Source organism: Nocardioides sp. CPCC 205120, from assembly GCF_048654585.1.
In the GTDB taxonomy this organism is placed as follows: Bacteria; Actinomycetota; Actinomycetes; order Propionibacteriales; family Nocardioidaceae; genus Nocardioides.
The window spans coordinates 1,422,813-1,447,086 of the sequence record NZ_JBMCYY010000001.1 but is presented as its reverse complement, the minus strand read 5'-3'; the positions used below and the strand labels follow the sequence as shown (position 1 = coordinate 1,447,086).

At 74.9% G+C, this 24,274-nt stretch carries 21 protein-coding genes; 6 read left to right on the top strand and 15 right to left on the bottom strand.

Annotation, left to right across the window (positions count from 1 at the left end):
- Positions 1–9: 9 nt before the first annotated feature.
- The 8 genes from ACOACO_RS06745 to ACOACO_RS06710 are packed head-to-tail and all read right to left on the bottom strand — an operon-like array spanning position 10 to position 8,173.
- Positions 10–918 carry a sugar phosphate isomerase/epimerase family protein gene (locus ACOACO_RS06745; protein WP_420295476.1) on the bottom strand — a complete coding sequence of 303 codons (909 nt, stop codon included), beginning with the start codon at positions 916–918 and terminating at the stop codon, positions 10–12.
- Positions 915–2,138 (bottom strand): dihydrodipicolinate synthase family protein, encoded by a 1,224-nt coding sequence (locus ACOACO_RS06740; RefSeq protein WP_420295475.1) that lies wholly within the window; start codon positions 2,136–2,138, stop codon positions 915–917. The genes ACOACO_RS06745 and ACOACO_RS06740 overlap by 4 nt, the downstream gene beginning before the upstream one ends.
- The gene (locus ACOACO_RS06735; protein ID WP_420295474.1) at positions 2,135–3,283 is read right to left on the bottom strand and encodes a Gfo/Idh/MocA family protein; all 1,149 of its coding nucleotides are present in this window, start codon (positions 3,281–3,283) and stop codon (positions 2,135–2,137) included. Before ACOACO_RS06735 ends, ACOACO_RS06740 begins: the two co-directional genes overlap by 4 nt.
- A gap of 31 nt (positions 3,284–3,314) precedes the next feature.
- Positions 3,315–4,118: an ABC transporter ATP-binding protein gene (locus ACOACO_RS06730; RefSeq protein ID WP_420295473.1), complete on the bottom strand. Its 804-nt coding sequence runs from the start codon at positions 4,116–4,118 to the stop codon at positions 3,315–3,317.
- Positions 4,111–4,890: an ABC transporter ATP-binding protein gene (locus tag ACOACO_RS06725; protein WP_420295472.1), complete on the bottom strand. Its 780-nt coding sequence runs from the start codon at positions 4,888–4,890 to the stop codon at positions 4,111–4,113. The genes ACOACO_RS06730 and ACOACO_RS06725 overlap by 8 nt, the downstream gene beginning before the upstream one ends.
- A complete protein-coding gene (locus ACOACO_RS06720; protein WP_420295471.1) occupies positions 4,887–6,104 on the bottom strand; it encodes a branched-chain amino acid ABC transporter permease in 1,218 nt (405 codons plus the stop codon). The genes ACOACO_RS06725 and ACOACO_RS06720 overlap by 4 nt, the downstream gene beginning before the upstream one ends.
- Positions 6,088–6,972, bottom strand: coding sequence for a branched-chain amino acid ABC transporter permease (locus ACOACO_RS06715; protein ID WP_420295470.1), 885 nt, complete (start codon positions 6,970–6,972; stop codon positions 6,088–6,090). Before ACOACO_RS06715 ends, ACOACO_RS06720 begins: the two co-directional genes overlap by 17 nt.
- Before the next feature lie 7 nt (positions 6,973–6,979).
- On the bottom strand, positions 6,980–8,173 hold the full coding sequence (locus ACOACO_RS06710; RefSeq protein WP_420295469.1) for an amino acid ABC transporter substrate-binding protein: 1,194 nt from the start codon (positions 8,171–8,173) through the stop codon (positions 6,980–6,982).
- Positions 8,174–8,351: 178 nt separating this feature from the next.
- Between ACOACO_RS06710 and ACOACO_RS06705 the strand changes: the two genes are divergently transcribed.
- Together ACOACO_RS06705 and ACOACO_RS06700 are read left to right on the top strand one after the other, a co-directional pair.
- On the top strand, positions 8,352–9,476 hold the full coding sequence (locus ACOACO_RS06705) for a LacI family DNA-binding transcriptional regulator (protein WP_420295468.1): 1,125 nt from the start codon (positions 8,352–8,354) through the stop codon (positions 9,474–9,476).
- Complete coding sequence (locus ACOACO_RS06700; protein ID WP_420295467.1) at positions 9,473–10,816, top strand: glycerate kinase; 1,344 nt, start codon at positions 9,473–9,475, stop codon at positions 10,814–10,816. The genes ACOACO_RS06705 and ACOACO_RS06700 overlap by 4 nt, the downstream gene beginning before the upstream one ends.
- A gap of 19 nt (positions 10,817–10,835) precedes the next feature.
- On the opposite strand, the gene ACOACO_RS06695 is transcribed toward ACOACO_RS06700, so the two are convergent.
- From ACOACO_RS06695 to ACOACO_RS06685, 3 genes are all read right to left on the bottom strand, one after another.
- Positions 10,836–12,239: an amidase gene (locus ACOACO_RS06695; RefSeq protein ID WP_420295466.1), complete on the bottom strand. Its 1,404-nt coding sequence runs from the start codon at positions 12,237–12,239 to the stop codon at positions 10,836–10,838.
- A 70-nt stretch (positions 12,240–12,309) separates the two neighbouring features.
- Complete coding sequence (locus ACOACO_RS06690; protein WP_420295465.1) at positions 12,310–13,062, bottom strand: LrgB family protein; 753 nt, start codon at positions 13,060–13,062, stop codon at positions 12,310–12,312.
- Positions 13,059–13,487, bottom strand: a complete 429-nt coding sequence (locus ACOACO_RS06685) for a CidA/LrgA family protein (protein ID WP_420295464.1) — start codon at positions 13,485–13,487, stop codon at positions 13,059–13,061. The genes ACOACO_RS06690 and ACOACO_RS06685 overlap by 4 nt, the downstream gene beginning before the upstream one ends.
- Before the next feature lie 69 nt (positions 13,488–13,556).
- Here ACOACO_RS06685 and ACOACO_RS06680 point away from each other — a divergent pair, with 69 nt between their 5' ends.
- Positions 13,557–13,916 (top strand): hypothetical protein, encoded by a 360-nt coding sequence (locus ACOACO_RS06680; protein ID WP_420295463.1) that lies wholly within the window; start codon positions 13,557–13,559, stop codon positions 13,914–13,916.
- Between the two features lie 4 nt (positions 13,917–13,920).
- On the opposite strand, the gene ACOACO_RS06675 is transcribed toward ACOACO_RS06680, so the two are convergent.
- Together ACOACO_RS06675 and ACOACO_RS06670 are read right to left on the bottom strand one after the other, a co-directional pair.
- Positions 13,921–14,559, bottom strand: coding sequence for a DNA-3-methyladenine glycosylase I (locus tag ACOACO_RS06675; protein ID WP_420295462.1), 639 nt, complete (start codon positions 14,557–14,559; stop codon positions 13,921–13,923).
- Entirely contained in the window at positions 14,556–15,560 is a 1,005-nt protein-coding gene (locus ACOACO_RS06670) for a pirin family protein (protein WP_420295461.1), read from the bottom strand. Before ACOACO_RS06670 ends, ACOACO_RS06675 begins: the two co-directional genes overlap by 4 nt.
- A gap of 167 nt (positions 15,561–15,727) precedes the next feature.
- Between ACOACO_RS06670 and ACOACO_RS06665 the strand changes: the two genes are divergently transcribed.
- Positions 15,728–16,852: a glycosyltransferase gene (locus ACOACO_RS06665; RefSeq protein ID WP_420295460.1), complete on the top strand. Its 1,125-nt coding sequence runs from the start codon at positions 15,728–15,730 to the stop codon at positions 16,850–16,852.
- 30 nt (positions 16,853–16,882) lie between these two features.
- Positions 16,883–17,578 carry a hypothetical protein gene (locus ACOACO_RS06660; protein WP_420295459.1) on the top strand — a complete coding sequence of 232 codons (696 nt, stop codon included), beginning with the start codon at positions 16,883–16,885 and terminating at the stop codon, positions 17,576–17,578.
- Between the two features lie 30 nt (positions 17,579–17,608).
- Here ACOACO_RS06660 and ACOACO_RS06655 read toward each other — a convergent pair whose 3' ends face one another.
- Both ACOACO_RS06655 and mptB read right to left on the bottom strand, forming a co-directional pair.
- Positions 17,609–19,246, bottom strand: a complete 1,638-nt coding sequence (locus ACOACO_RS06655; protein WP_420295458.1) for a sensor histidine kinase — start codon at positions 19,244–19,246, stop codon at positions 17,609–17,611.
- Positions 19,247–19,387: 141 nt separating this feature from the next.
- Positions 19,388–20,833, bottom strand: coding sequence for a polyprenol phosphomannose-dependent alpha 1,6 mannosyltransferase MptB (mptB, locus tag ACOACO_RS06650; protein ID WP_420295457.1), 1,446 nt, complete (start codon positions 20,831–20,833; stop codon positions 19,388–19,390).
- A gap of 154 nt (positions 20,834–20,987) precedes the next feature.
- On the opposite strand from mptB, the gene icmF reads away from it, so the two are divergent.
- Positions 20,988–24,263 carry a fused isobutyryl-CoA mutase/GTPase IcmF gene (gene icmF / locus ACOACO_RS06645; protein WP_420295456.1) on the top strand — a complete coding sequence of 1,092 codons (3,276 nt, stop codon included), beginning with the start codon at positions 20,988–20,990 and terminating at the stop codon, positions 24,261–24,263.
- Positions 24,264–24,274 lie beyond the last annotated feature (11 nt).

Below are 24,274 nucleotides of genomic sequence, written 5' to 3'. Positions count from 1 at the left end.
GTGGAGCAGTCAGGCCAGGTGGGGCTCCACGAGCTCCACGTAACGGCGCGCGAGGGTGGCCACGACCTCGTCACCGGGGGCGGCCCACAGGTCCGCGTTGAAGATCTCCACCTCGACGTCGCCGGCGTAGCCGGTGGCGGCCACCGCGGCGGTGAAGGAGGCGAAGTCCACGTGACCGTCGCCGACCATGCCCCGCGAGAGCAGGGCGTCGGGCGGCAGCGGCGTGATCCAGTCCGCGAGCTGGTACGACGCCACGCGGTCCCCCGCGCGCGCCACCTGCTCGAGCACGTCGGGCTCCCACCACAGGTGGAAGGTGTCGACGACGACGCCGACCGCGTCCACCGGGTGCTGCTCGGCGAGGTCGAGGGCCTGGGCGAGCGTCGAGACGACGCCGCGGTCGGCCGCGTAGATGGGGTGCATGGGCTCGATGCCGAGCCGCACCCCCCGCGCCTGCGCCTCCGGCACCAGGGCCGCGACCGCCTCGGCGGCCCGGCCCCGGGCGCCCGCGATGTCGCGGTCGCCCTCCGGCAGCCCGCCGGGCACCAGGACGAGCACCGGCGCGCCGAGCGCGGCGGTCTCGTCGAGGGCGCGGAGGTTCTCGTCGTGCGCCGCCCGAGCCGTGGCCGCGGGGCCCGTGAAGAAGCCCCCGCGGCAGATGGAGGAGACCCGCAGGCCGGCGTCGGAGATCATCCGCACCGCCTTGTCGAGCCCGACCTCGGCGACCGGCTCGCGCCACACGCCGATCGACGGCAGCCCGGCCGCGACGCAGCCCTCGACCGCCTCCGCCAGCGACCACGACGCCGTGGTGCGCTGGTTGAGCGAGAGCCGCGCCAGGCGCGGGTCCCCCGGCTCCGGCGTGGGCACGCGGGCGGGGGCGCCCTGCGGCTGGTCGACGGGCTGGTCGACGGGTGCGCTCATCCCTCGACCCCCAGCACCCCGGCGAGCTCGGTCCAGCGCGCCGCGGCGAGCTCCGGGTCGCGGAGCAGGCCGGCGGCGTCCGCCAGCTCGACGACGCGGCCCAGGTGCACCGCGTCGCGTCCCGCCTGGAGACCGGCGAGCATCGTGAAGCCCCGCTGGTGGCCGTTGAGCCACGCGAGGAACGCGATGCCGGTCTTGTAGTGGAACGTCGGGGCCTCGAACAGGTGGCGCGAGAGCGGCAGTGTCGGCGCCATCGCCGCGTCGTACGTCGCGAGGTCCCCCGCGTCGAGCGCGGTCAGCGCCGCCGACGCGGCCGGGGCCACGGCGGCGAACGCGCCGAGCAGCGCGTCCGAGTGGTGCGTGCCGTCACCGCGGATCAGCTCGGGGTAGTTGAAGTCGTCGCCCGTGTAGAGGCGCACGCCCTCGGGCAGCGCGGCCCGCAGGCCCCGCTCGTGCTCCGCGGAGAGCAGCGAGACCTTCACCCCGTCGATCTTGGCCGCGTGCTCGCGCACCACGGCCAGGAACGTGGCGGTGGCCTCGTCGACGTCGCCGCTGCCCCAGTAGCCGGCCAGGAGCGGGTCGAAGGCCTCCCCCAGCCAGTGCAGCACCACCGGCTCGGACACCTGCTCGAGGATCCGGCCGTAGACGTGGGCGTAGTCGGCGGCGTCGCGGGCGACCGCGGCCATCTGGCGCGAGGCCATCACGATGACCTGCGAGCCGCAGTCCTCGACGTGCGCGACCTGCTCGAGGTAGGCCTCGAGCACCTCGTCGGGCGTGGTCAGCACGCCCCGGTGGTCGGTGCCGGCGCCCGAGGCGATGCGGGCGCCGACGGAGCGCGCCTGCGCCGCGGACCGGCGTACCAGCTCCTGGGTGCCGGCCCAGTCCAGGCCCATGTTGCGCTGGGCGGTGTCCATCGCCTCGGCCACGCCGAAGCCGTAGCGGAACAGCTCGTGGCGGAAGGCCAGGGTCGCGTCCCAGTCGATGGCCGCGGGCGCGCCCGGGGTGTTGTCGCCGAAGGGGTCCGCGACCACGTGCGCGGCCGCGAACACCTCCCGGCTGGCGTAGCGGCCCGGGTGGTCGACCCAGGCCCCCGGGGCGCCCAGGCGCAGCGCGTGGAGCGAGCCGTCGCGGCGCGGCAGCCGCACGAGGGGACCGTCCGTCCTCTCCCCCGCGGAGAGCGCGCCGTCCGGCTCGGCGAGCGTCGTGGTGCTGGAGGTCACGACGTCCTCGTCTCCATCACCACGCGGCGACCCTCGCGCGAGGAGGTGAGGCCGGCGTCGACGAGCTCGAGGCCACGGACCGCCGACATGAAGTCGTACGGGTGCGGACGGCCCAGGTGCACGTCGACGAGGTACTCCTCCCACTGCGCGCGGAAGCCGTTGGAGAAGACCTGGTTGTCGGGCACCTCGTCCCACTGCGCGCGGAAGTCGATGTCGGTGGGCAGGTCGGGGTTCCACACCGGCTTCGGCGTGCGCTCCCGCGGCTGGATGCGGCAGCCGAAGAGACCGGCGACCGCCGAGCCGTGGGTGCCGTCGACGTGGAACTCGACGAGCTCCTTGCGCTCCACGCGGGTGGCCCACGACGAGTTCATCGACACGATGGTGTCGCCGATCTCGAAGATGCCGTACGCCGCGTCGTCGGCCGTCGCGTCGTAGCGGTTGCCCTGCTCGTCCCAGCGCTCCGGGACGTGCGTGACCGCCTTCGCCATGACGGCGTCGACGCGGCCGAAGAGGTGCTCGAAGACGTAGTTCCAGTGGCAGAACATGTCGAGGACCATGCCCCCGCCGTCCTGGGCCCGGTAGTTCCAGCTCGGACGCTGCGCCGGCTGCCAGTCGCCCTCGAAGACCCAGTAGCCGAACTCGCCGCGCACCGACAGCACGCGACCGAAGAAGCCGCCGTCGATCAGGCGCTTCAGCTTCACCAGGCCCGGCAGGTAGATCTTGTCGTGCACGACGCCGTTGATGGTGCCGGCCGCAGCGCCCGCCTCCGCGATCTCGAGGCCCTCCTCCACGCTCTCGGCCAGCGGCTTCTCGGTGTAGATGTGCTTGCCGGCGGCCAGCGCCTTGAGGATCGCCTTCTTGCGCTCGGAGGTGACCTGCGCGTCGAAGTAGACGGCCGCCGTGTCGTCGGCGATGGCCTCGTCGAGGTCGGTGGTCCAGTCGGCCACGTCGTGCTGGGCGGCCAGCGAACGCAGCTTCTCGGCGTTGCGGCCGACGAGGATCGGCTCCACCTGGATGCGGTCGCCGTCGGGCAGCTCGATGCCACCCTCGTCCCGGATCGCGAGGACGGAGCGCAGCAGGTGCTGGCGGTAGCCCATGCGGCCGGTGACGCCGTTCATGATGATGCGCTGGGTGTGGACGGTCATTCGTCTCTACTTCCTGCTGGGTTCGGGGAGGTCAGGCGCCGGCGGACACCGCGGGCCGGCCGCCGAGGTACAGCTCGGCGAGGCGCGGGTCGGCCAGGAGCTCCGGCGCGGGACCGGTGATGTGGACGCGGCCCAGGTCGAGGACGCAGCCGATGTCGGCGGTCTCGAGGGCCCGGCGGGCGTTCTGCTCCACCAGGAGCACCGCGATGCCCGCGTCGCGCATGCGCACGATCTGCTCGAACATCGCCGTGGTCCGCTTCGGGTCGAGACCCATGCTGGGCTCGTCCAGCAGGACGACCTTGGGGCTCACCATCAGCGAGCGGGCGAACTCGACCTGCTTCTGCTGGCCGCCCGAGAGCGACCCGGCGAGGTCGCCCCAGCGCTCGGCCACGATCGGGAAGAGCGTCTTCACGAAGTCGGTGCGCTCGGCGATGACCGCCTTGTCGCGCACCGTGTAGGCGCCGAGGCCGACGTTCTCCGCGACGGTCATCTCCTTGAAGACCGAGTGGCCCTGGAGGACGTGCGACAGGCCGGACTTGATCATGTCCTGGGCGCCGTTGCGGGTGACGTCCTTGCCGTCGACCAGGATCTTGCCGGAGCGCGGGGTGAGCATGCCGCTGGCGACCTTGAGCACCGTGGACTTGCCGGCGCCGTTGGGGCCGACGAGGCACACGATCGTGGCCGCCGGCACCCGCACGGTGAGCCCGCGCAGCACCAGGGCGGCCCGGCCGTAGCCGGCCTCGACGTCGACGAGCTCGAGCAGCGGCCGCTCGGCCGGGGTCCCGCCGGCCGGGGACCGGTCGGCAGGGGCGGCGTGGCGGGGGGCGTCAGACACCAAGGTAGGCCTCCAGGACTCGTGGGTCGTTCTGGACGACGGAGGGCGGGCCCTCCGCGATGGGGCGGCCACGGTCGAAGACGACGACGTGGTCGGACAGGCTCATCACCATGTCCATGTTGTGCTCGACGATGACGAACGTGCGGCCCTCGGCGTTGAGCTCGCGCACGAGCGTGCCGATGCGGCCGATGAGCGCCGGGTTCACGCCGCCGGCCGGCTCGTCGAGCATGATCGTGTCGGGGTCGACCATCAGCACGCCGGCCAGCTCGAGGAGCTTCTGCTGGCCGTAGGAGATGTCCCGGGCCTCGGAGGACTCGAGGTGGTCGATGCCGACCCGGCGCAGCAGCTCGCGCGCCTTCGCGATGTCGTCGCCGTTGCGGGCCCCGCCCATGCGGTGCAGCACCGACGGCGAGCGGACGCCGACGAGCATGTTCTCCAGCACCGTGAGGCGCGGGAAGATCCGGCACAGCTGGAAGCTGCGGCCGATGCCGGCCGCGGCGATGCGGTGCGGCGGCTTGCCCGTGATGTCGTTGCCGCCCAGCGTGACCTTCCCGCTGTCGGGCTTGATCATCCCGGTGACGCAGTTGAAGAACGTCGTCTTGCCGGAGCCGTTCGGCCCGATCAGGGCGTTGATCTTGCCGCGGTGGAACGTGACGTCGGCGCCGTCGACGGCACGGACGCCGCCGAAGCTCTTCGTCAGGCCGCGCGTCTCGAGCGACGGCTCGGTCGTGGCGGCGGCGGTGGCGCCGCCGACGGGGACGGTGCTGGTCATCGCTGCTCCTCTCGGGGCGGGACGGTCGCGAGGTCGCGCTCGGCGTCGGTGGCACCGGGGCCGGAGCCGGCCGGCGAGGCCGTGCCCTCCGGCGTACCGGTCCCGCCGTCGAGGCGGCGGTTGTGCTCGAGCAGCTCCTCGGCGGTCATCTCGCGGATGGACGTGCGCTTCTCGGGCCGGAACCGGTCGACCAGCGCGCCGACCGCCGGCAGGACGCCGTCGGGCATGAAGAGCACGACGAGGGCGAGCAGCAGGCCGAGGGCGACGAGGTGGAACTGCGAGTCGCCGTAGTGGACCTTGAAGAACTCCAGCGAGTAACCCACGATCACCGCGCCGAGCACGGGGCCCATGAGGCTGCGCAGGCCGCCCAGCAGGCTCATCAGCACCATGTAGGAGCCGATGAGGATCGAGAACTGGAAGATCGGGTCGAGGTAGCCGAACCACAGGGCGTACAGGCCGCCGGCGACCGCCGTGAAGAAGGCGGAGATCACGAAGACCGTGAGCTTGTAGCCACCGGTGGGCACACCGAGCGCCTGGGCCTTGTCCTCGTCCTCGCGGATGGCCTTGAGGCCCATGCCGAAGCGCGAGCGGTCGATGGCCCACCACAGCGCGAGGGCGACGACGATGAACGCGACGTGGATGTAGAAGAACCGCTCGTGCTGCTCGGGCCGCAGCACGTCCTCGCCGAAGGGCCGCGGGACCCGCAGGCCCTGGGCGCCGCCCGTCAGCGACGCCCACGACTGGGCGACGAGCAGCAGGATGAGCACCAGCGCGATCGAGACGATCACGAACGAGGCGCCGCGCACCCGCAGCGACGCGATGCCGATCGGCACCGCGAGCACGGCGACGAGCAGGCCGCCGACGATCAGCGCGACCCAGGGGTTCAGGTCGGCGCGGGTGATGAAGAGCGCCGTCGCGTAGCCGCCGAGGCCCGAGTACGCCGCGTGGCCGAGCGAGATGTAGCCGGTGAAGCCACCGACGAAGTTCCACGACACGGCGAGCGCCGCGTAGCTGGCGATGACGACGCCCACCGAGAGGATGAACGGGTCCGCGGCCATCTGCGGGAAGACGAGCACGAGGGCGCCGATGACGACCAGGAGCGCGATCTTGCCGCCGAGGAGCGTGGTGTCGAAGCGGGAGCGGCGCTCCTTGGCGCCGCCGGGGGCGGCGCCGGCCGGCGCGGCACCCGTGGTGGTGTCAGAAGCGCTGGGCAAGACGACCTCCGAAGAATCCCTGGGGACGGACGAGGAGCGTGGCGAAGAGCGCGATGTAGAAGACCGTCTGCGCCCACGTGGTCCCCATGGGGATCTGCAGCAGGCTCTGGCCCACGCCGAGCAGCAGGGCCGCGATCGCCGCGCCCGGGATGCTGCCCAGGCCGCCGACGACGATGATCGCCATCAGCGGGCCGATCCAGTGCCAGTGCAGCGAGGGGTAGATGGTCGAGTCCAGCGCGAGCGCCGTGCCGCCGATCGCGGCGGTGGCGAGGCCCAGGCCGAAGCCGAAGCCCGCGATGCGGTCGGTGTTGACGCCGAGCAGCCGGGCCGCCTCGGGGTGCTGGATCGTGGCGCGCAGGGCCTGGCCGAAGCGGGTGAGCTTCAGCAGGGCGAAGAGCGCGACGAGCGCGGCGGCCGCCAGGGCGAACGCGATGAGCTTGACCACCGCGATGTGGGCGCCGAAGACCTCGACGCTCGACCCGGAGTAGCCGAGGTTGATGCGGCGCTGCGTCCCCGTGAAGAAGAAGCCGAGCAGGCCCTCGATCGTCAGGGCGATCGCGAAGGTCAGCAGCACCGACATCATCGTCAGCGTCGCCGGGCGCAGGCGGGAGATGAGCCCCCGCTGCATGAGGTAGCCGATCACGAAGAACAGCGGAACGGTCACCACCAGCGACAGGAGCGGGTCGAGCCCGGTCTCGCGGTGGAAGAACCACGCGAGGTAGGCCGCGAGGATGAGGAACGCCGAGTGGGCGATCATCACGACCCGCATGACACCGAAGTAGAGGGTCAGGCCGGCGGCGAGCAGGGCGTAGAGACCGCCGAGCAGGACGCCGAGGATGAGGGTCTGGAAGAGCAGGGATCCGGACACCGTCGCCTCACCACGCCGGCTTCGGGAAGACGAACTCGGCCTCGGCGAGGTCGGTCGGCATCACGATGCGGATCTCCCCGTCGACGTACTGCTGGATGAGGTGCGCGCTCTCCGGGCGGCCCTGCGCGTCCCAGGTGAGCGGGCCGACGACCGTGTCGACCTCGTTGTCGCGCAGCCAGTCGATGAGGCTCTGCTGGCACTCCTGCGACGGGTCGGCGCAGTCGGCGCCCTCCACCGCGGCCGCGACGACCTCGCCCGTGGTCCAGGCGTTCGCCTCGTCCTCGCTCGGCGCGTGGCCGTGCTTCTCGGTGAAGAACTCGACGAACTCCTGGTTCTCGGGGAACGTCGCCTCGGGCGTGTAGCCGGTCGGGGAGACGATGCCGTCGACCCGCTCGCCGATCGCGGCCGGGAACTCCGGGTTCGTGGGCGCCGTGGAGAAGGCGGCCAGGTCCGGCTGGTAGCCCAGCTGCTGCAGCGACACGATGAGGTTGACCGCGTCCTGGTACTGCGTGCCGCCGACGACCATGTCGGCGTCGGAGTCGGCGATCTGCGCCGCGATGTTGGAGAAGTCGGTCGTGTTCGGCGGGTAGACCTCGTCGACCACGGTCTCGACGCCGGCCGCGGCCAGCTTGTCGCGCAGGCCGTAGGCGGTGCCCTGGGCGAACGGGTCGTCCATGGTCGCGTACGCCGCGGTCTTGGGCCGCTGGTCCTCCGGCATCGCCAGGATGTGCTCGGCGAGCAGGTTGTAGTGGTCGTCCGCGACCGCGGGGGCCGCGTAGAACAGGTTGTCGAAGCCCTGCTCGAAGACCTCGTCCGCGGCGCCGGCCGGCTCCACGAAGAGGAAGCCGTAGTCCTGCGCCACCTGCGCGGCGGGCACGACGAGACGGGTGGAGAAGGGGCCGAAGATCAGGTCGGCGCCCTCCTGGTTGATCAGCCGCTCGTAGTCGGACGCCACGCGGTCGGCGTTCGACTGGTCGTCCAGGATGACCAGTCGCACCTGCTTCCCGAGCAGGCCGCCGTTCTCGTTCGTGTAGTCCGCCCACGCCTCGTAGCCGCGCTGGACGCCCTTGCCGGGCTCGCTGAAGTCGCCGGTGAGCGGGAGGGAGATGCCGATGACGATCTCGTCGTCGCCACCCTCGCTGCCGGCGCCCCCGCCGAGCCCGCAGCCCGCGACGGCACTCGCGAGTGCGATGCAGGCCATGGCGGCGACGCCAGTGCGTCGCCGGGTCGGTCGCCTCGTCGGTCCAAGCCTCATGGTCGTGCTGCCCTTCGTCGATGAAAGCGCTTACGTAAGCGCTTACGGTAAGGTAGGCGAGCAGGCTGCTTGTGGCAAGGGTCACAATCGACCAATTCTCAGGAACGGTCCCGGAGGTGGACGCATGGCGGGCAAGGAGGGCGGGCCCCGGCTCATCGACGTCGCTCGGGCGGCGGGCGTCTCCATCGCCACGGCGTCCCGGGCGCTGGCCGGCACGCCCGGCGTCCGTCCCGCCGTCGCCGAGGCGGTGCGCCGCCACGCCGACGAGCTGGGCTACGTCGCCAACGTGCACGCCCGCACGCTGGCGGGCGGCCACAACCGCACCGTGGGCCTGGTCGTGCACGAGATCGGCGACCCCTACTTCTCCGAGATCGCGAGCGGTCTCCTCCGCCTCGCCGACACGGAGGGGCTCTCGCTGCAGGTCTGCCACACCGGGCGCGACCCCGAGGCGGAGCTGCGGCACGTCCGCACCCTGGCGGCCCACCGGGTCGCCGCGATCGTCGTCTCCGGCTCCGGCTTCGTCGACCCCGAGGTGGAGCTGCCCATCCGCCGCGAGCTCGAGCGGTACGCCGAGAAGGGCGGCCGCGTGGCCGTCATCGGCCGCCACCACCTCGGCTCCGACGCCGTCATCCCGCCCAACGACACCGGCGGCCGCGCCGTCGCCGACCACCTGCTCGGTCTGGGGCACCGCCGGCTCGCGATCGTGACCGGCTCCCCCGCGCTGACGACCATCGCCGACCGCATGGCCGGCGTCCACGCCGCGCTCGGCGACGCCGGCGTCGACCCGGCCTCCGTCCCCGTCATCGAGGCGGCGTTCACCCGGGACGGCGGCCGCGAGTGCGCCCGCCGCGTGCTCGCCGAGCACCCGGACACGACCGCGGTGCTGGCCCTCAACGACGACATGGCGATCGGCTGCCTGTCCGTGCTCCGCGAGGCGGGCGTCTCCGTGCCCGGCCGGATGTCGGTCACGGGCTTCGACGACGTCGCCGTGGCGATGGACCTGAGCCCCGCGCTCACGACGTACAAGCTGCCCATGGCCCAGATGGGGGAGGACGCGCTGATGCTCGCGCTCAAGGAACCGACCACCCGGCCCCGCCGGCACCCCGTCGCGGGCCGGCTCGTCGTGCGCGGCTCGACCGCCGCGGCCCCCGCCCCTGCCGTCGCCCCCAGCACGGCGAGCGGGACGTCCGCCCGGGGCCGCACACGTGCGTCCGCCGGCCGCGCCGCGGGCGCGGCGGTCGCCCGGTGAGCCCGGTGAGCGGCTCGGCGACCGGCGTGGGCGCCCCCCGCGTCGTGCTGGCCAGCGACAAGTTCAAGGGGTCGCTGACGGCGGCCGGGGTGGCCGACGCGCTCGAGACCGGGCTGCGGCGGCGCTGGGCCGAGCTCGCCGCCGCCGGCGAGGTGCCCGCGGGCGTCGAGCCCGAGGTGAGCCGGGTGCCCGTCGCCGACGGCGGCGACGGCACGCTCGACGCGGTGCTGAGCGCCGGGTTCCAGCGCGTGCCGGTGACGGTGACCGGCCCGCTCGGCGACCCCGTCGAGACCGCGTGGGCGCGGCGCGGCGACCACGCGGTCGTCGAGCTCGCGGACTGCTCGGGCCTGCTGCGGCTGCCCGGGGGACCCACGAGCGCGACCGCGCTGGCCGCGGCGACCACCGGCACGGGCGAGGCCGTCGCCGCCGCGCTGGCCGCCGGGTGCCGCGAGGTGCTCCTCGGCCTCGGCGGCAGCAGCTCGACCGACGGCGGGGCGGGGCTGCTGCTCGGTCTCGGCGCCGGGCTCGGGACGGCGCTCGGCACCGTGCTGCGCACGGGGCCCGACGCCCCGGCCGACCTGCTCGGCGCCGGCCTCGGGACCGAGGAGCTGCTCGGCGCGAGCGCCGCGGTGGACGGCGTGGCGCTGCGCGCGGCCACTCACGTCGACCTCGTGCCCGTCCGCGCCCTGCTCGACGGACGCCGGCTCGTGCTCGCGACCGACGTCGACAACCCGCTGCTCGGCCCCGACGGCGCGGCGGCGACCTACGGTCCGCAGAAGGGCGCGACCCCCGACGACGTCGACCGTCTCGAGCGCGAGCTGATCCGCTGGGCCCACGTGCTCGACGTGGCGGCCGGGGTGGGCGGTTCGGCCCTGGTCCCCGGCGCCGGTGCGGCGGGCGGCACGGGGTACGGCGCGATCGCCGGCGCGGGCGCGACCGTGGCCTCCGGCGTGGAGGCGGTGCTCGACCTCGTCGGGTTCGACGACGTCGTCGCCGGGGCCGACCTGGTCGTCACCGGCGAGGGCTCGCTCGACGAGCAGTCGCTGCACGGCAAGGCGCCCGTCGGCGTGCTCGCGGCGGCGACGCGGGCCGGCGTACCCACCCTCGCGGTCTGCGGTCGCACCACCCTGTCCCCCGACGCGCTCGCCGCGGCCGGCTTCACCGCGGTCCACGCCGTCACCGACCTGCAGCCCGACCCGGCCCGCGCGATGGGCGAGGCCGCGGCGTACGTCGAGGTGCTCGGCGCCCGGGTGGCGGACGCCCTGGCGGGCCGGCTCCTGGCCCGTGCGGCCGGGCGCCTGGCGGACGCCGCGGACGCGGTCGACCCCGCCACCCCCTGAGCGGGGCCCGCCCGGGCGCTCAGACCTCGTGCAGGTGGCGCCAGGGACGGGCGGCCTCGAGCTCGAGGGCCAGGCCGAGCAGCAGCGCCTCCCGGCCGCGGGCGGCGCTGAACATCATCCCCTGGGGCAGGCCCTCCGCGGAGGTGGCCAGCGGCAGGGAGATCGCGGGGTCCCCGGTCGCGTTCTGCAGCGGCGTGAACGCCACCCACTCCATGAGCCGCTCGATGACCGTCTCGAACGGCTGCGTCGGGTCGAGGTGGCCCACGAGCGGGGTCGGCCCCGTGACGGTCGGGGTGAGGACCACGTCGTGCTCGGCGAACAGCCGCGCCGTGATGCGGTGCGAGGCCGACAGGCGCGCGACCGCCCGCGGCAGCCGGTGGATGCGCCGGGCCGAGTAGCGGGCGAGCCCGAGCGTCAGGTTGTCGAGCCGGGAGGGGTCCCACCGCTGCCGCGTGAACCGGCCGGAGCGCACCAGGTAGGTCGACAGGAACCCCCAGTAGAGGAGGAAGTCGTCCTTGAACCAGGCCGGCACGGGCGGGGCGTCCAGCTCGGTGACGTGGTGACCCAGCTCCTCCAGCAGCCGGGCGACCTCGAGGGTCTGCTCCCGCACCTCGGGCGTGGCGGCGGTGCCGACGGAGGTCGTCACGACCGCGACCCGCAGCCGCGCCGGGCCGGGCCGGGTGACGTCCCCGACGGGGGGCAGGCGCAGGTTGCGGTAGACCTTCTCGGCCTCCCGCAGGTACGCCGCGGTGTCGCGCACGCTGCGGGTGACGACCCCGTCGGCGACGATGCGCACGGGCATGCCGCGGTGCACCTCGTCCTGGGCGAGCCGGTCGCGGGTCGGCTTGAGCCCGACGAGGCCGCAGACCGCGGCCGGGATGCGGATCGACCCGCCGCCGTCGTTCGCGTGGGCGATCGGCACGACGCCCGCCGCCACGAAGGCGGCCGAGCCGGCCGAGGACGCGCCCGCCGTGTGGTCGGTGCTCCACGGGTTGCGGACCGCACCGAGGCGGGGGTGCTCCGCAGCGGCCGAGAACCCGAACTCCGACAGCTGGGTCTTGCCGAGGGGCAGCAGGCCGGTCGCGCCGTACATGCGGAAGAAGTCGCCGTCCGCCGCCTTGGGCGGCGAGACGTAGGCGTCGCACCCGTCCTGGGTGGGCAGGCCGCGCACGTCCACGTTGTCCTTCACGAACGTCGGCACGCCGGAGAAGTAGCCCGCCCGCGGGGCGCGCGCCTCGGCCCGGGCCCGCTCGAAGGCCTCCTGCGCCAGCCCGTTCAGGGCGCCGTCCACCCGCTCGCAGCGATCGAGGGCCGCGTCGACCACCTCGGGGACGGAGACGTGGCCGGCGGCCAGCTGCTCGACGAGCCCGACGGCGTCCAGGGTGCCGAGGGCGTCGTCGCCGAAGGCGTGCACACGTGTCATGCGGCGTGAGGCTACTGGCGGGTCACCCGCGGCGGAATCCCCCTGCCTGCCCCCCGTGTGCTCGTCCGCCTCACAGCACCCGCAGCAGCAGCGGGAGCGCGACCGCGGTGGTGAAGGCGGTCAGCCCCATCGCCAGGCCGGCGAACGCGCCCTCCTCCGGGTCGTCGGCCAGCGAGCGGGACGTGCCGATGCCGTGGGAGACGGTGCCCATCGCGACGCCCCGGGCGTGGGGGTGGCGCACCCGGGCCAGGGTGAGCAGCCACGGACCCAGGACGGCGGAGACGATGCCGACGGCGATGGTGAGCACGGCGGTGAGCGCCACGATCCCGCCCGCGTCGGCCGAGAGCACGATCGAGACCGGTGTCGTCGCGGCCTTGGGCGCCATCGTCGTGGCCAGCTCGTCGTCGCCGCCGAGCAGGCGCACCACGCCGTACCCCAGGACGATCGAGAGCACCACGCCGAGCGGGATGGCGACGAGCAGCGGCAGCAGGAGCCGCCGCAGGTGGTGGGCCTGGCGGTGCAGCGGGACCGCGAGGGCCACCGTCGCCGGGCCGAGCAGGAACGCGACCAGGTCGCCGCCGCGGGAGTAGTCGGCGTACGACGTGCCCGTCGCCAGCAGCACGGCGCCGACGAGCACGACCGCGACGAGCACCGGCTGCGTCGCCGGGTGGCGCCCGCAGCGGGCGTGCACCGCCCGGCCGACGCGGTAGCCGGCCAGGGTCAGCAGCACCCCGAGCAGCGGCGAGGTGCGCAGCCAGTCCGCGGTCTCCCCCGGCTGCCAGGCCAGGAGCGGGGTCACGAGCGGGGCCACGAGCGGGGTCACGGGGCGCCGCTCCCCCGGTCGTGCTGCCGGCGCGGGAGCAGCAGCGCCACCGCCCAGCCGACGACCACGAGCCCGACCGCCCACGAGACCAGCAGGCCGCCGACGAGCGGGAGCGCCTCGTCGCGCACCACGGCCAGCACCGCGACGATGCCGACCCCCGCGGGGATGAACAGCAGCTGCAGGTGGGCCAGCAGCCCGTCGGCCGCGTGCAGCACCGCGCTGGAGGGCCCCGGCCGGCGCACCTGCAGCACGACGAGCAGGCCCAGCATCCCGACGACCGCGCCCGGCACCGGCAGCCCCAGCGTGCGCACGACGACCTCGCCCGCGAGCCACGCGCCGACGAGCTGCAGCAGGCCGTCGAGGAACGCGACCGACGGGGGGCGCGACGGGGACGGCGACGGGGGCCGGGAGGAGGGCCGGGACATGGCGGGCATTGAAGCACCGCCGCCCGACCGCGCCGCCGGTGGCCGTGCGGGCGGCGCTACGGTGGCGGTGTGTCCTCGCAGCCGCCGGTGCCCCGCGCCCCCAGGAAGGCCAAGCACCTCATCGACTTCACCAACCCGCCGGCGCCCCGCGCCGCGCAGGAGGCGGAGGCGCGCCTGAGCCGCGTGCAGCAGTGGGTCATGTCCGTGCTCACGGTGACCACGACCTCCCACCTCGCGGGCGGCCTCGTCGTCGCGGCGGCGGCCATCGACGGCCATCTCGACGCCCGCGTCGGTCTTGTCGTCATCGCGGCCGCGGTCGGCGTCCTCGGCATGGTGGCGGGCCTGGCGATCCACCGGCGCTCGCCGTTCCACCCGCTCGTGCTGCTCGGCCTGCTGCCCGCGCTGATCGGCTGCTACTGGGTCTTCTGACCCCTCACCGGTCCCCGGCGACCCGCACGCCCCGGCGGTGGCACCCCAGCAGGTGGGTGTCGACCAGGCCGGTGGCCTCCATGAGCGCGTGCATCGTCGTCGGCCCCACGAACGTGAAGCCGCGCCGCTTCAGCGCCCGGCTCAGCGCCACCGAGCCCGGCGAGGTCGTCGGCACCTCGGCCGGCACCCGCGGCTCGGGCTGCTCCGCCGGCGCGTGCGACTCCAGCAGCGCCGCCAACGCGTCGGGCCCCTCCGCGCGCAGCGCGACCACCGCCGCCGCGTTGCGGACGGTCGCGTCGACCTTCGCCCGGTTGCGCACGATGCGGGCGTCGGCGAGCAGCGCCGCGCGCTCGGTCTCGCCGTACCCGGCCACGACGTCGGCGTCGAAGCCCGCGAACACCTCCCGGAAGGCGTCGCGCTTGGCGAGGATCGTGGCCCAGGACAGCCCGGACTGGAACGCCTCGAGGGTGAGCCGCTCGAAGTACGCCGTCTCGCGCGCCCGCCCCGTGCCGGTGACGGCGAGGCCCCACTCGGTGTCGTGGTAGTCGCGCATCGGTCCGGGGCCGCCGGCCCACGGGCAGCGCCGCACCCCGTCCTCGCCGAGGACCGTGCCGTCGGGCGGGACCACGCCGGCCTGGGTCACCGGCGCTCGCGCAGGCGCGCGTTGGGCAGCGGCGGGGCCGGGATGGGCGGCATGTGGTCGCCGGGGACGACGCCGAAGCGGCCGTCGGCCACGTCCTGGGAGTCGGTCACGACGGCCGGGCCGCCGGCGGTCACCTGGGCCTGCCACGCCTCCCGGTAGGCCACGACCTCCTCGTGGGTGCGGCCCACGAAGTTCCACCACATGACGATCGCCTCGCCGAACGGCGGGCCGCCGAGCACCAGCAGCCGGGCGCCCTCGGCGCCGGCGACGAGCCGCAGGTGCTCGCGGCCGGGCGCGACGTACGCGAGGTCGGCGGGCGCGGCGGCGAGGCCCTCGACCTCGACCGACCCGCGGTCGACGAGCACGCCGTGCTCGAACGCCGGGTCCACGTCGAGCGGCAGGGCCGTGCCGGGCTCGAGCACCAGCTCGGCGCCCAGCAGGGGCGTGAAGGTGGCCACCGGCGAGGTCGAGCCCAGCAGCGAGCCGAGGAAGACGCGGGCCTCGACGCCGGGCGCCGTGACCGGCGGGGGCGCGTGGTGCTGGAACGCGGGCGCGGTGTCGCGGTGGGCGTCGGGCAGCGCCACCCAGAGCTGGGCGCCGTGCAGCGTCGTCGTGCCCGGCGTCGAGACCTCGGAGTGGCTGATGCCGCGACCGGCGGTCATGAGGTTGACCTCGCCCGGGCGCACCATCGCGTGCGAGCCGACCGAGTCGCGGTGCTCGATCTCGCCGGTGAACAGCCACGAGACGGTCTGCAGCCCCGTGTGCGGGTGGGGCGCGACCGCCATGCCGCCCGACTCGGCCACGAGGTCGGGGCCGTAGTGGTCGAGGAAGCACCACGCGCCGATGAGGGAGCGCTGCCGCTGCGGGAGGGTGCGCCGCACCAGCATCGCGCGCGGACCGCCGAGCGGCACGTCGCGCGGCGTCAGCAGCTCCACGCCCTCCGGCGCCGCGCCGCCCGCGCGGCACTCCACCTCGTCGGGGCGGGTGTCCAGGTTGCTCATGGGCCCATCCTCGCGCACGCGGGCGCCCCGTGGGGAGGGCGACGAGCGGGAGGGCGGGCGGGACGGCGGCCGGGAGGGCGGGCGGCCCGCCACCGGTCCCGAGCCGCCACCTGGCGGCCACCGTGACCTCGCCGGTCGTTCACGCCGCCACGGCAGCGTCGTGCCGCGTGCGCATCGCTCAGCTCGCCAACTTCATCGGACCGGCCTCCGGCGGCATGAAGACGGCCGTCCAGGCCCTCGCCGAGGGGTACGTCGCGGCCGGCGCCCAGCGCCTCCTCGTCGTGCCCGGCCCCACCGACGCCCGCACCGAGACGCCCCTGGGCCCGGTGGTGCAGCTGCGGGCGCCCCGGGTGGGCTCGGCCTACCGGCTCATCGTCGAGCCCTGGCGGGTCACCGAGGTGCTGGAGGAGTTCGCGCCCACGACCATCGAGGTCAACGACAAGTCGACGCTGCTGCCGGTCACCCGGTGGGCCCGGCGCAACGGCGTCGGCTCGGTGCTCTTCTCCCACGAGCGCCTCGACCACATGCTCTCGATGCGCACCGGTCTCGACACGAGCGTCCGCGTGCCCATCGGCATCTACAACCGCGTCCTGGTGCGCCAGTTCGACACGGTCGTGGTCACCTCCGGCTTCGCCCGCGCCGAGTTCCGGCTGGCCGCCGCCGGCGCCGGGTGCCCGCTCGTGCGGGTGCCGCTCGGGGTCGACCTGACCACGTTCCGCCCGCGCACGACGCCACGCGCCGACGGCGGGCCGCTGCGGCTCGTGCACGTGGGCCGCCTCTCCCGGGAGAAGTCCCCGCACCTCGCGGTCGCGACCGCGGTCGAGCTGCACCGCCGCGGCGTGGACGTGCGGCTCGACGTGTACGGCGACGGCCCCCACGAGGACGAGCTGCGGGCCATCGCGGGCCGGGCGCCCGTCACCTTCCACGGCCACGTCGCCGACCGGGCGCGGCTCGCCGCGCACGTCGCGGAGGCCGACGTCGCGCTCTCGGTCTGCCCCGGCGAGACCTTCGGGCTGGCCGTGCTCGAGGCCCTGGCGTGCGGCACCCCCGTCGTCACCGCCTCCGCGGGCGGGGCCCGCGAGCTGGTCGACGCCGACTCGGGTGCCTGGGCGCCGCCGCGGCCCTCCGCGCTGGCGGAGGCCGTGCTCGCCGTCGCCGCCCGCCCCGAGGCCGAGCGCCGGGCCGGCGCGCGACGCCGGGCCGAGCAGTTCCCGTGGTCGGCGACCGTCGAGCGCATGCTCGAGGTGCACGGCCGGCTCGACCCCGTCGGCCAGCGCCGCCTCGTCGCCTGAGGGGTCCCGCCCCGTCGTAGCCTCGGTCGCGTGGACGACCTCTCCCCCGCCCTGGCCGGCATCGTCACCGCGCTCGTCGAGAACCTCACGCCCGAGGCGCTCGCGGCTCTCGCCGACGACCCCCTGGTCGGCGCCGTGGCCGTCGACGACCGGGCGCTGCCCGGGCTGCGCGGCTCGACGCTGCCCCTCACCCTCGTCGCCACCGGCGGTGCGGCCCAGGTCGACGGTCCGCTGCGGCTGGCCGCGCGGCTGGACCTCCGGGTGGCCGGGGTGCGCACGACCGTGCGGGACCCCGGGGACCCCGCGGGCGCCGTACGACGGGTGCTCACCGCCCTCGACCAGGCGCGGGCCGAGGGGCTCCTGGACGACGAGGTGCCGGTGACCCTCGTGCTGCCCGCCGGCATCGGCGACCACGGGGCGGGAGCGGCGCTCGACGAGGTCGCGGCCGCGGAGCTGCGCGCGGGCCTGGCCGCCGACGACCCCGCCGCGTGGGTCCGTCTCGTCGACGCGGCGCTGGACCGCGAGGTGCCGGTCGAGACGGTCGGCGCGGGCGCGCCCCCGCCGCTCGTGGTGCTCGCGGCGACGCGCGCCTGCCTCGACGGGGAGCCCGAGGCGGCCGAGCGGCTCCTGCGGGCGGCGGACGCCGGCGCGGCGGGTGCGGCGTACGACGTCGCGACGCTGGAGCGCACGCGGCGCTGGTGCCCGCGCGTGGACGCCCGCCGCTGAGCCCGCCACGAGCCCCGTCGGTCCCGCGGCTCAGGCGCGCGGCAGCTCGACGGTGAACTGCGAGCCGACGCCGAGCTCGGACGTGACCGCGACCCGGCCGCCCGCGCGCTCGGCGACGCTGCGCACGATGGCCAGGCCCAGCCCCGACCCGGGATGGACGGCCGCGTCGGGGTCCGCCGAGCGGAAGAACTCGGCGAACACGTGCGGCAGCTCGTGCTCGGCGATGCCGATGCCCGAGTCCTCCACCACCAGCCGGGCCACGTCGTCGGTGGTCACGACCCGCACCTCGACCCAGCCCCCGGCGGGGGTGTACTTCACCGCGTTCGACACCAGGTTGGAGACGAGCAGCGCGAGCTCCCCGGGGTCGGCCGGCACCCGCGCCGTCCCCCCGAGCCCGGCGCTCCCGAGCCCCACCCGCACACCCTTCGCCGCCGCGGTCACCCGCACGTCGTCGACCGCCGCCCGGACGACCGGCACGAGGTCGGTCGGCACCTGGGGCGCGACGAGCGGGCCCTCGGCCCGGGCCACCACGAGGAGGCCGTCGACGAGGGTGCGGATCGACCCGGCCGCACGGCCGATGTAGGCCGCGGCGTCGAGCTCGTCCTCGTCGCGCGGGGGGCCCATCAGCTCCAGGGCGGCCGTGATGGTCGCCAGCGGGGTGCGCAGCTCGTGCGCCAGCGTGGCGACCAGGCGGTTGCGGTAGCGGTCGACCTCGCGCAGCTCGGCCAGCGCCCGTCGCTCCGCCTCGCGGGCGCGGACGGTCACCACGGCGCGGCCCAGGTCGTGGCCGATGTCCAGCGCGGCCGAGCGCTCGGCCGCGGACCAGGCCGGGTCGTCGGCCGTCCGGAAGAGGCCGACCAGGCCGACGCAGGTGGCCCCGGCGCCCATCGGCACCAGCAGCACGTCCTCCAGCCCCCGCGCCGCGAGCCGGCCCACCCACGCGGCCAGCAGGTCGTCGTGGCCCGGCACCAGCGGCCCCGCGACCCCGGCGCGGACGTCGGCGGACCGCACGTTCCAGGTCTCCTGCCGGTCCCAGCAGTCCTCGAGGACGCCGCGCACCGCGTCGGCGAGCGGGTCGGGCATGCCGGGCAGCTCGTCCGGCAGAGCGTGGAAGGACCCGATGCCCTCGCTCGATCCGTAGATGCGCGTCTTGACGGCCCGCGCGCCGAGCCCGGCCAGGATGTCGGCCTCCGAGGCCGCCACGAACGCGGCGGGCGCGTCCGAGGCGACCGCCGCCCGCACGACGTCACGGGCCGCGCCGGCCAGGTGGGCGCGGGCGGTGACGGAGCGGGCCTCGGCCTCCACCTCGAGCGCCCGTCCGGCGAGGGCGGCGCACCGGTCCAGCAGGGGCGGCTCCGCGGGCGCGCCGTCGAGCCACAGCCAGCAGCGGGGGGCGCTGGTCTCGAGCACGTGCACGAGCCCGTCGCCCGGGCCCCTCCCGGGGGGCGGGGCCCCGGTGCGCACGGCGGCGAGGAGCGCCGCCTCCTCGGCCGGTCGGGCCAGACCGTCGCGACCCAGCACCCGGGCTCCGTGGCCGTCGAGCACGACGAGGACCGTCGCGCGGGCACCGGTCACGAGCCCGACGGCCGCCGCGGCCATCGCCCCGACCTGGTCGGTGACGTGGCGCCGCGTGGCCGCGAGGCCGGTCGCTGCCAGGTCGATGCCCACGCGCTCCCCTCCCGCCCGTGGGCCGCCGTCCGATCGTGTGCCCCGGCATCGTGGCACCCGCCGCGGGCCGCGGCCAGGGGTTCGACCGAACGGCCGGGACGACCGGGACCAACGTCCGGCCCGCCCCCGGACGAAGGGGGGTCAGCGCGGGGTGGGGATCCAGTCGGGGGCCACGATCCGCTCGACCCGGTCGCGGGCCCGCGAGGTGAGGAAGAGGACCCCGACGATGGCCGTGGCGATCATCGAGCCCATGACGATGGCGAGGTAGGCGCCGTGCAGGGAGGAGTCCAGCGGTGCGACGACGCCCCCGATGACGCTGACCGCCACCAGGCCAACGGCGCCGAGGCGGTGCAGGCGCAGCGCGGCGAGGAAGGGCACGACCCACAGGAAGTACCACAGGTGCACGACGGGGCTCAGCAGCACGAGGACGCCCATGACGGCCGCCGTCGCGGCGACGGCCCGGGCGCGGTCGCCGGTCGGCCAGCGCAGCGCGACCCACCCGGCGTACCCCACGGCGGCCACGTTGGCGGCGAGGCGGGTGAGCTCGAGGAAGGTCGCGGGGTCCGTGCCCAGCCCGGCGAGGCCGGCGAGGTCGTCGAGGACGCCCCCGACCACCGTGGGCAGGGAGAGCGGCGTGTTGACGCTGCCCGGCACGGTGAGGGCCTCGACCCAGCCGAGGCCGACGCCCCACACCAGCCCGAGCGACACGAGGGTGCCGAGCGAGACCACGCCGACGGCCGCGAGCCGACGAACCCGGCGGGCCAGCGACGCGGCGGCGGGCAGGGCGACGAGCGCCACCGCGATGCACACGAGGCCGCCGGGCACCTTGACGGCTGCGGCGAGACCCCCGAGCACGGCCCCCAGCACCCAGGACCGCTCGGCCGCGACGACGAGCGCCGCCGCCATGAGCCCCACCATGAGGAGGTCGTTGTGGAGGCCGCCCGCGCCGTTGGCCATCATCAGCGGCGAGGCGATGACGACCGCGGTCGCCAGGGCGGGGTTGACGCCCGTCCAGCGCGCCATGCGCGGCACGGCCCACGCCAGCATCGCCAGGCCCGCGAGCGCGGCGACCCGGTGCACCACGACGAGCATCCACGGGTTGCCGGTGACGCCCGCGGCGAGGTCGCCGATGGCGAGCGGCAGGGGCCCGTACGGCGTCACCGTGCCCATCCAGCGGGGGTCGACCGCCTCCACGACGGAGCCGGCCAGCACCGCCGGGCCGTGGGAGTACGGCGACGCGTCGACGTGGGTGAGCATCCCCTGGGCCGCGTAGGACCAGCCGTCGCGGCTGAAGAGCGGGGGCGCCAGCAGGAGCGGCGCGCACCACAGGAACGTGCACCAACGGACGTGGCCGAGCGCCTCGGTGCTCGCGTCGTGCACCACCGAGCGGCACAGCGAGAGCCAGGCGGCGCCGAGCAGGCCCAGCCCGGCCATCACGACGGCGAGGCCGACCATCCGGCCGGTCATCGTGCTGCGGAGGTCGGCGAGCAGGTCCAGCTCCATCACGGGCGAGGAGCCGGGGAGCGTGGAGATGACGAAGCCGCCCAGCAGGACGAGCACCGAGCCCACCACTCCCCGTGACACCACAGGCGGAACCTAGGCCGGGCGGGTCACGCCGGGCCGACCGCGCACCGACCCGGTGGCGACGCCCCGGTGAACGCGGGGCGACCCGTGGCGCGAACTGCTAGGACGTCCTACTATCGAGGTAGTAGGACGTCCGACTATCTCCCGAGGTGCACCCGTGGCCGACCCCGTTCCGACCCCCGCCCCCGCGCTCCACGTGCCCCGCAACCCGGTGCGCCTGGTGACGGCGAGCAGCCTCTTCGACGGCCACGACGCCTCGATCAACATCATGCGGCGCATCTTCCAGAGCCAGGGCTGCGAGGTGGTCCACCTCGGGCACAACCGCTCCGTCGCCGAGATCGTCGAGACGGCGATCGAGGAGGACGTGCAGGGCGTGGCGGTGTCGTCGTACCAGGGCGGGCACGTCGAGTACTTCGAGTACCTCGTGCAGCTGCTCGCCGAGCGCGGCGCGGGCCACGTGCAGGTCGTCGGCGGGGGCGGCGGTGTCATCGTGGCCGAGGAGATCGCCCGGCTGCGCCGCAGCGGCGTCACCATCTTCTCCCCCGAGGACGGCCAGCGCCTCGGCCTCGCCGGGATGATCAACACCGTGGTCGCCACCCTCGACCGCGACCTGTGGGAGGTCGGGGCCGCCGACGTCGACGCCGTGCTCTCCGGGGACCGCGGCGCCCTCGCGCGGGCCATCACCGGCGCCGAGACCGGTCGCCTCGGCGAGGCGGCGCTCACCCGGCTGCGGGAGGCGGCGGCGGGGCGCGCCGTACCCGTCCTGGGCATCACGGGCACCGGCGGCTCGGGCAAGTCGAGCCTCACCGACGAGCTGCTGCGGCGCCTGCGCGTGGACCAGCAGGACAAGCTGCGCGTCGCGGTGATCGCCGTCGACCCGACCCGGCGCAAGGGCGGCGGCGCGCTGCTCGGCGACCGCATCCGGATGAACAGCCTGGACCTCGCCGGCCCGGGCCTCGACCGCGACCGCGTCTTCTTCCGCAGCCTCGCGACCCGCGGCGCCCACGAGCTGCCCGACCACCTCGCCGACGTCATCGCGTGCGTGCGGGCGGCGGGCTTCGACCTCGTCGTGGTGGAGACCCCCGGCATCGGCCAGGGCGACGCCGCCGTCGTGCCGTTCGTCGACGCCTCGCTCTACGTCATGACGCCGGAGTTCGGCGCCGCCAGCCAGCTCGAGAAGATCGACATGCTCGACTTCGCCGACGCCGTGGCCATCAACAAGTTTGAGCGCCGGGGCGCGGAGGACGCGCTGCGCGACGTCGGGCGCCAGCTCGTGCGCAACCGCGAGGCCTTCGGCTCGCAGCCGGGCGACATGCCGGTCTTCGGCACCTCGGCGGCCACGTTCGACGACGACGGCGTCACCGCGCTCTACCAGCACCTGCGGGACCTGCTCGTCGGCCACGGCCTGCCCGCCGGCGAGGGGGTGCTCGCACCGGTCGCCACCAAGCGCTCCACCCGCATCCGCCAGGTGCTGCCCGCCGACCGCACCCGCTACCTCGCCGAGATCTCCGCGACGGTCCGCGACTACCACGCCCGCACCGACGAGCTGGTGGCCGCGGCGCGCCGTGTCGACCGCCTCGAGCAGGTGCGCGCGGAGCTCGCCGCGGCGGACCGCTCCACCGACGACGTCGCCGCCCTGCTCGACGACGCCCGCACCGAGCTGCCCCGCGAGGTCGCCGAGCAGGTCGAGGCGTGGCCGGCGGTCGTCGCGTCGTACTCGGGCGACGAGCAGGTCGTGCGCGTGCGGGACAAGGAGATCGTCACGCAGCTGACCCGCGAGTCGCTGTCGGGCAACAAGATCCCCCGCGTCGCGCTGCCGAGCACCGACGAGGTCGGCGAGCTCGTGCGCTTCTGGCGTCGCGAGAACCTGCCGGGTCGGTTCCCCTTCACCGCCGGTGTCTTCCCGTTCAAGCGCGACGGCGAGGACCCGGCGCGGATGTTCGCCGGCGAGGGCGACCCCGCGCGCACCAACCGCCGCTTCCGTCTGCTCAGCGAGGGCCAGCCCGCCACGCGGCTCTCGACCGCGTTCGACTCGGTCACGCTCTACGGCCGCGACCCCGACGAGCGCCCCGACATCTACGGCAAGGTCGGCACCTCCGGCGTCAGCGTCGCGACCCTCGACGACATGCGGGTGCTCTACGACGGCTTCGACCTCACCGACCCGACCACCAGCGTCTCGATGACGATCAACGGGCCCGCCCCGACGGTGCTGGCCTTCTTCCTCAACACGGTCATCGACCAGCAGGTCGACGCCTTCCGCGAGCGGGAGGGCCGTGAGCCGGGCGCCGACGAGCGGGCGCTGCTGGCGGCGCACGCCGTGTCCAGCGTGCGCGGCACCGTGCAGGCCGACATCCTCAAGGAGGACCAGGGGCAGAACACCTGCCTGTTCTCCACGGAGTTCAGCCTGCGGATGATGGGCGACATCCAGGAGTGGTTCATCGAGAACGAGGTGCGCAACTTCTACTCGGTCTCGATCTCCGGCTACCACATCGCCGAGGCCGGGGCGAACCCCATCAGCCAGCTCGCCTTCACCCTCGCGAACGGGTTCACGTACGTCGAGAGCTACCTCGCGCGCGGCATGGACGTCGACGCCTTCGCGCCCAACCTGTCGTTCTTCTTCTCCAACGGCATGGACCCCGAGTACTCGGTGATCGGCCGCGTCGCCCGCCGGATCTGGGCGGTGGCGATGAAGGAGCGGTACGGCGCGGGCGAGCGCAGCCAGAAGCTGAAGTACCACGTGCAGACCTCCGGCCGCTCCCTGCACGCGCAGGAGATGGACTTCAACGACATCCGCACGACGCTCCAGGCGCTCATCGCCATCTACGACAACGCCAACTCGCTGCACACGAACGCGTACGACGAGGCCGTCACGACGCCCAGCACGGAGTCGGTGCGCCGGGCGCTCGCGATCCAGCTCGTCATCAACCGCGAGTGGGGCCTGGCGATGAACGAGAACCCGTTGCAGGGCTCCTACATCATCGACCAGCTCACCGACCTCGTCGAAGAGGCGGTGCTCGCGGAGTTCGACCGCATCTCCGAGCGCGGCGGCGTGCTGGGGGCGATGGAGACCGGCTACCAGCGCGGGCGCATCCAGGACGAGTCGATGCTCTACGAGCACCGCAAGCACGACGGTTCCCTGCCCATCATCGGCGTCAACACCTTCCGCCGCCCCGACGCCGACGGCGGCACCCCGCAGACGGTCGAGCTCGCCCGGGCCACGGAGGAGGAGAAGCAGTCGCAGCTGCAGCGCCTGCGCGCCTTCAAGGAGGCCCACCGCGACGAGGCCGAGGACGCACTGGCCCGGCTCAAGGCCGCGGCGACCTCCGGGGAGAACGTCTTCGCGGTGCTCATGGACGCCGCCCGGGTCTGCACGCTGCAGCAGGTGACCGAGGCGTTCTTCGAGGTGGGAGGGGCCTACCGCCGGAACGTCTGAACGGCCGCGCA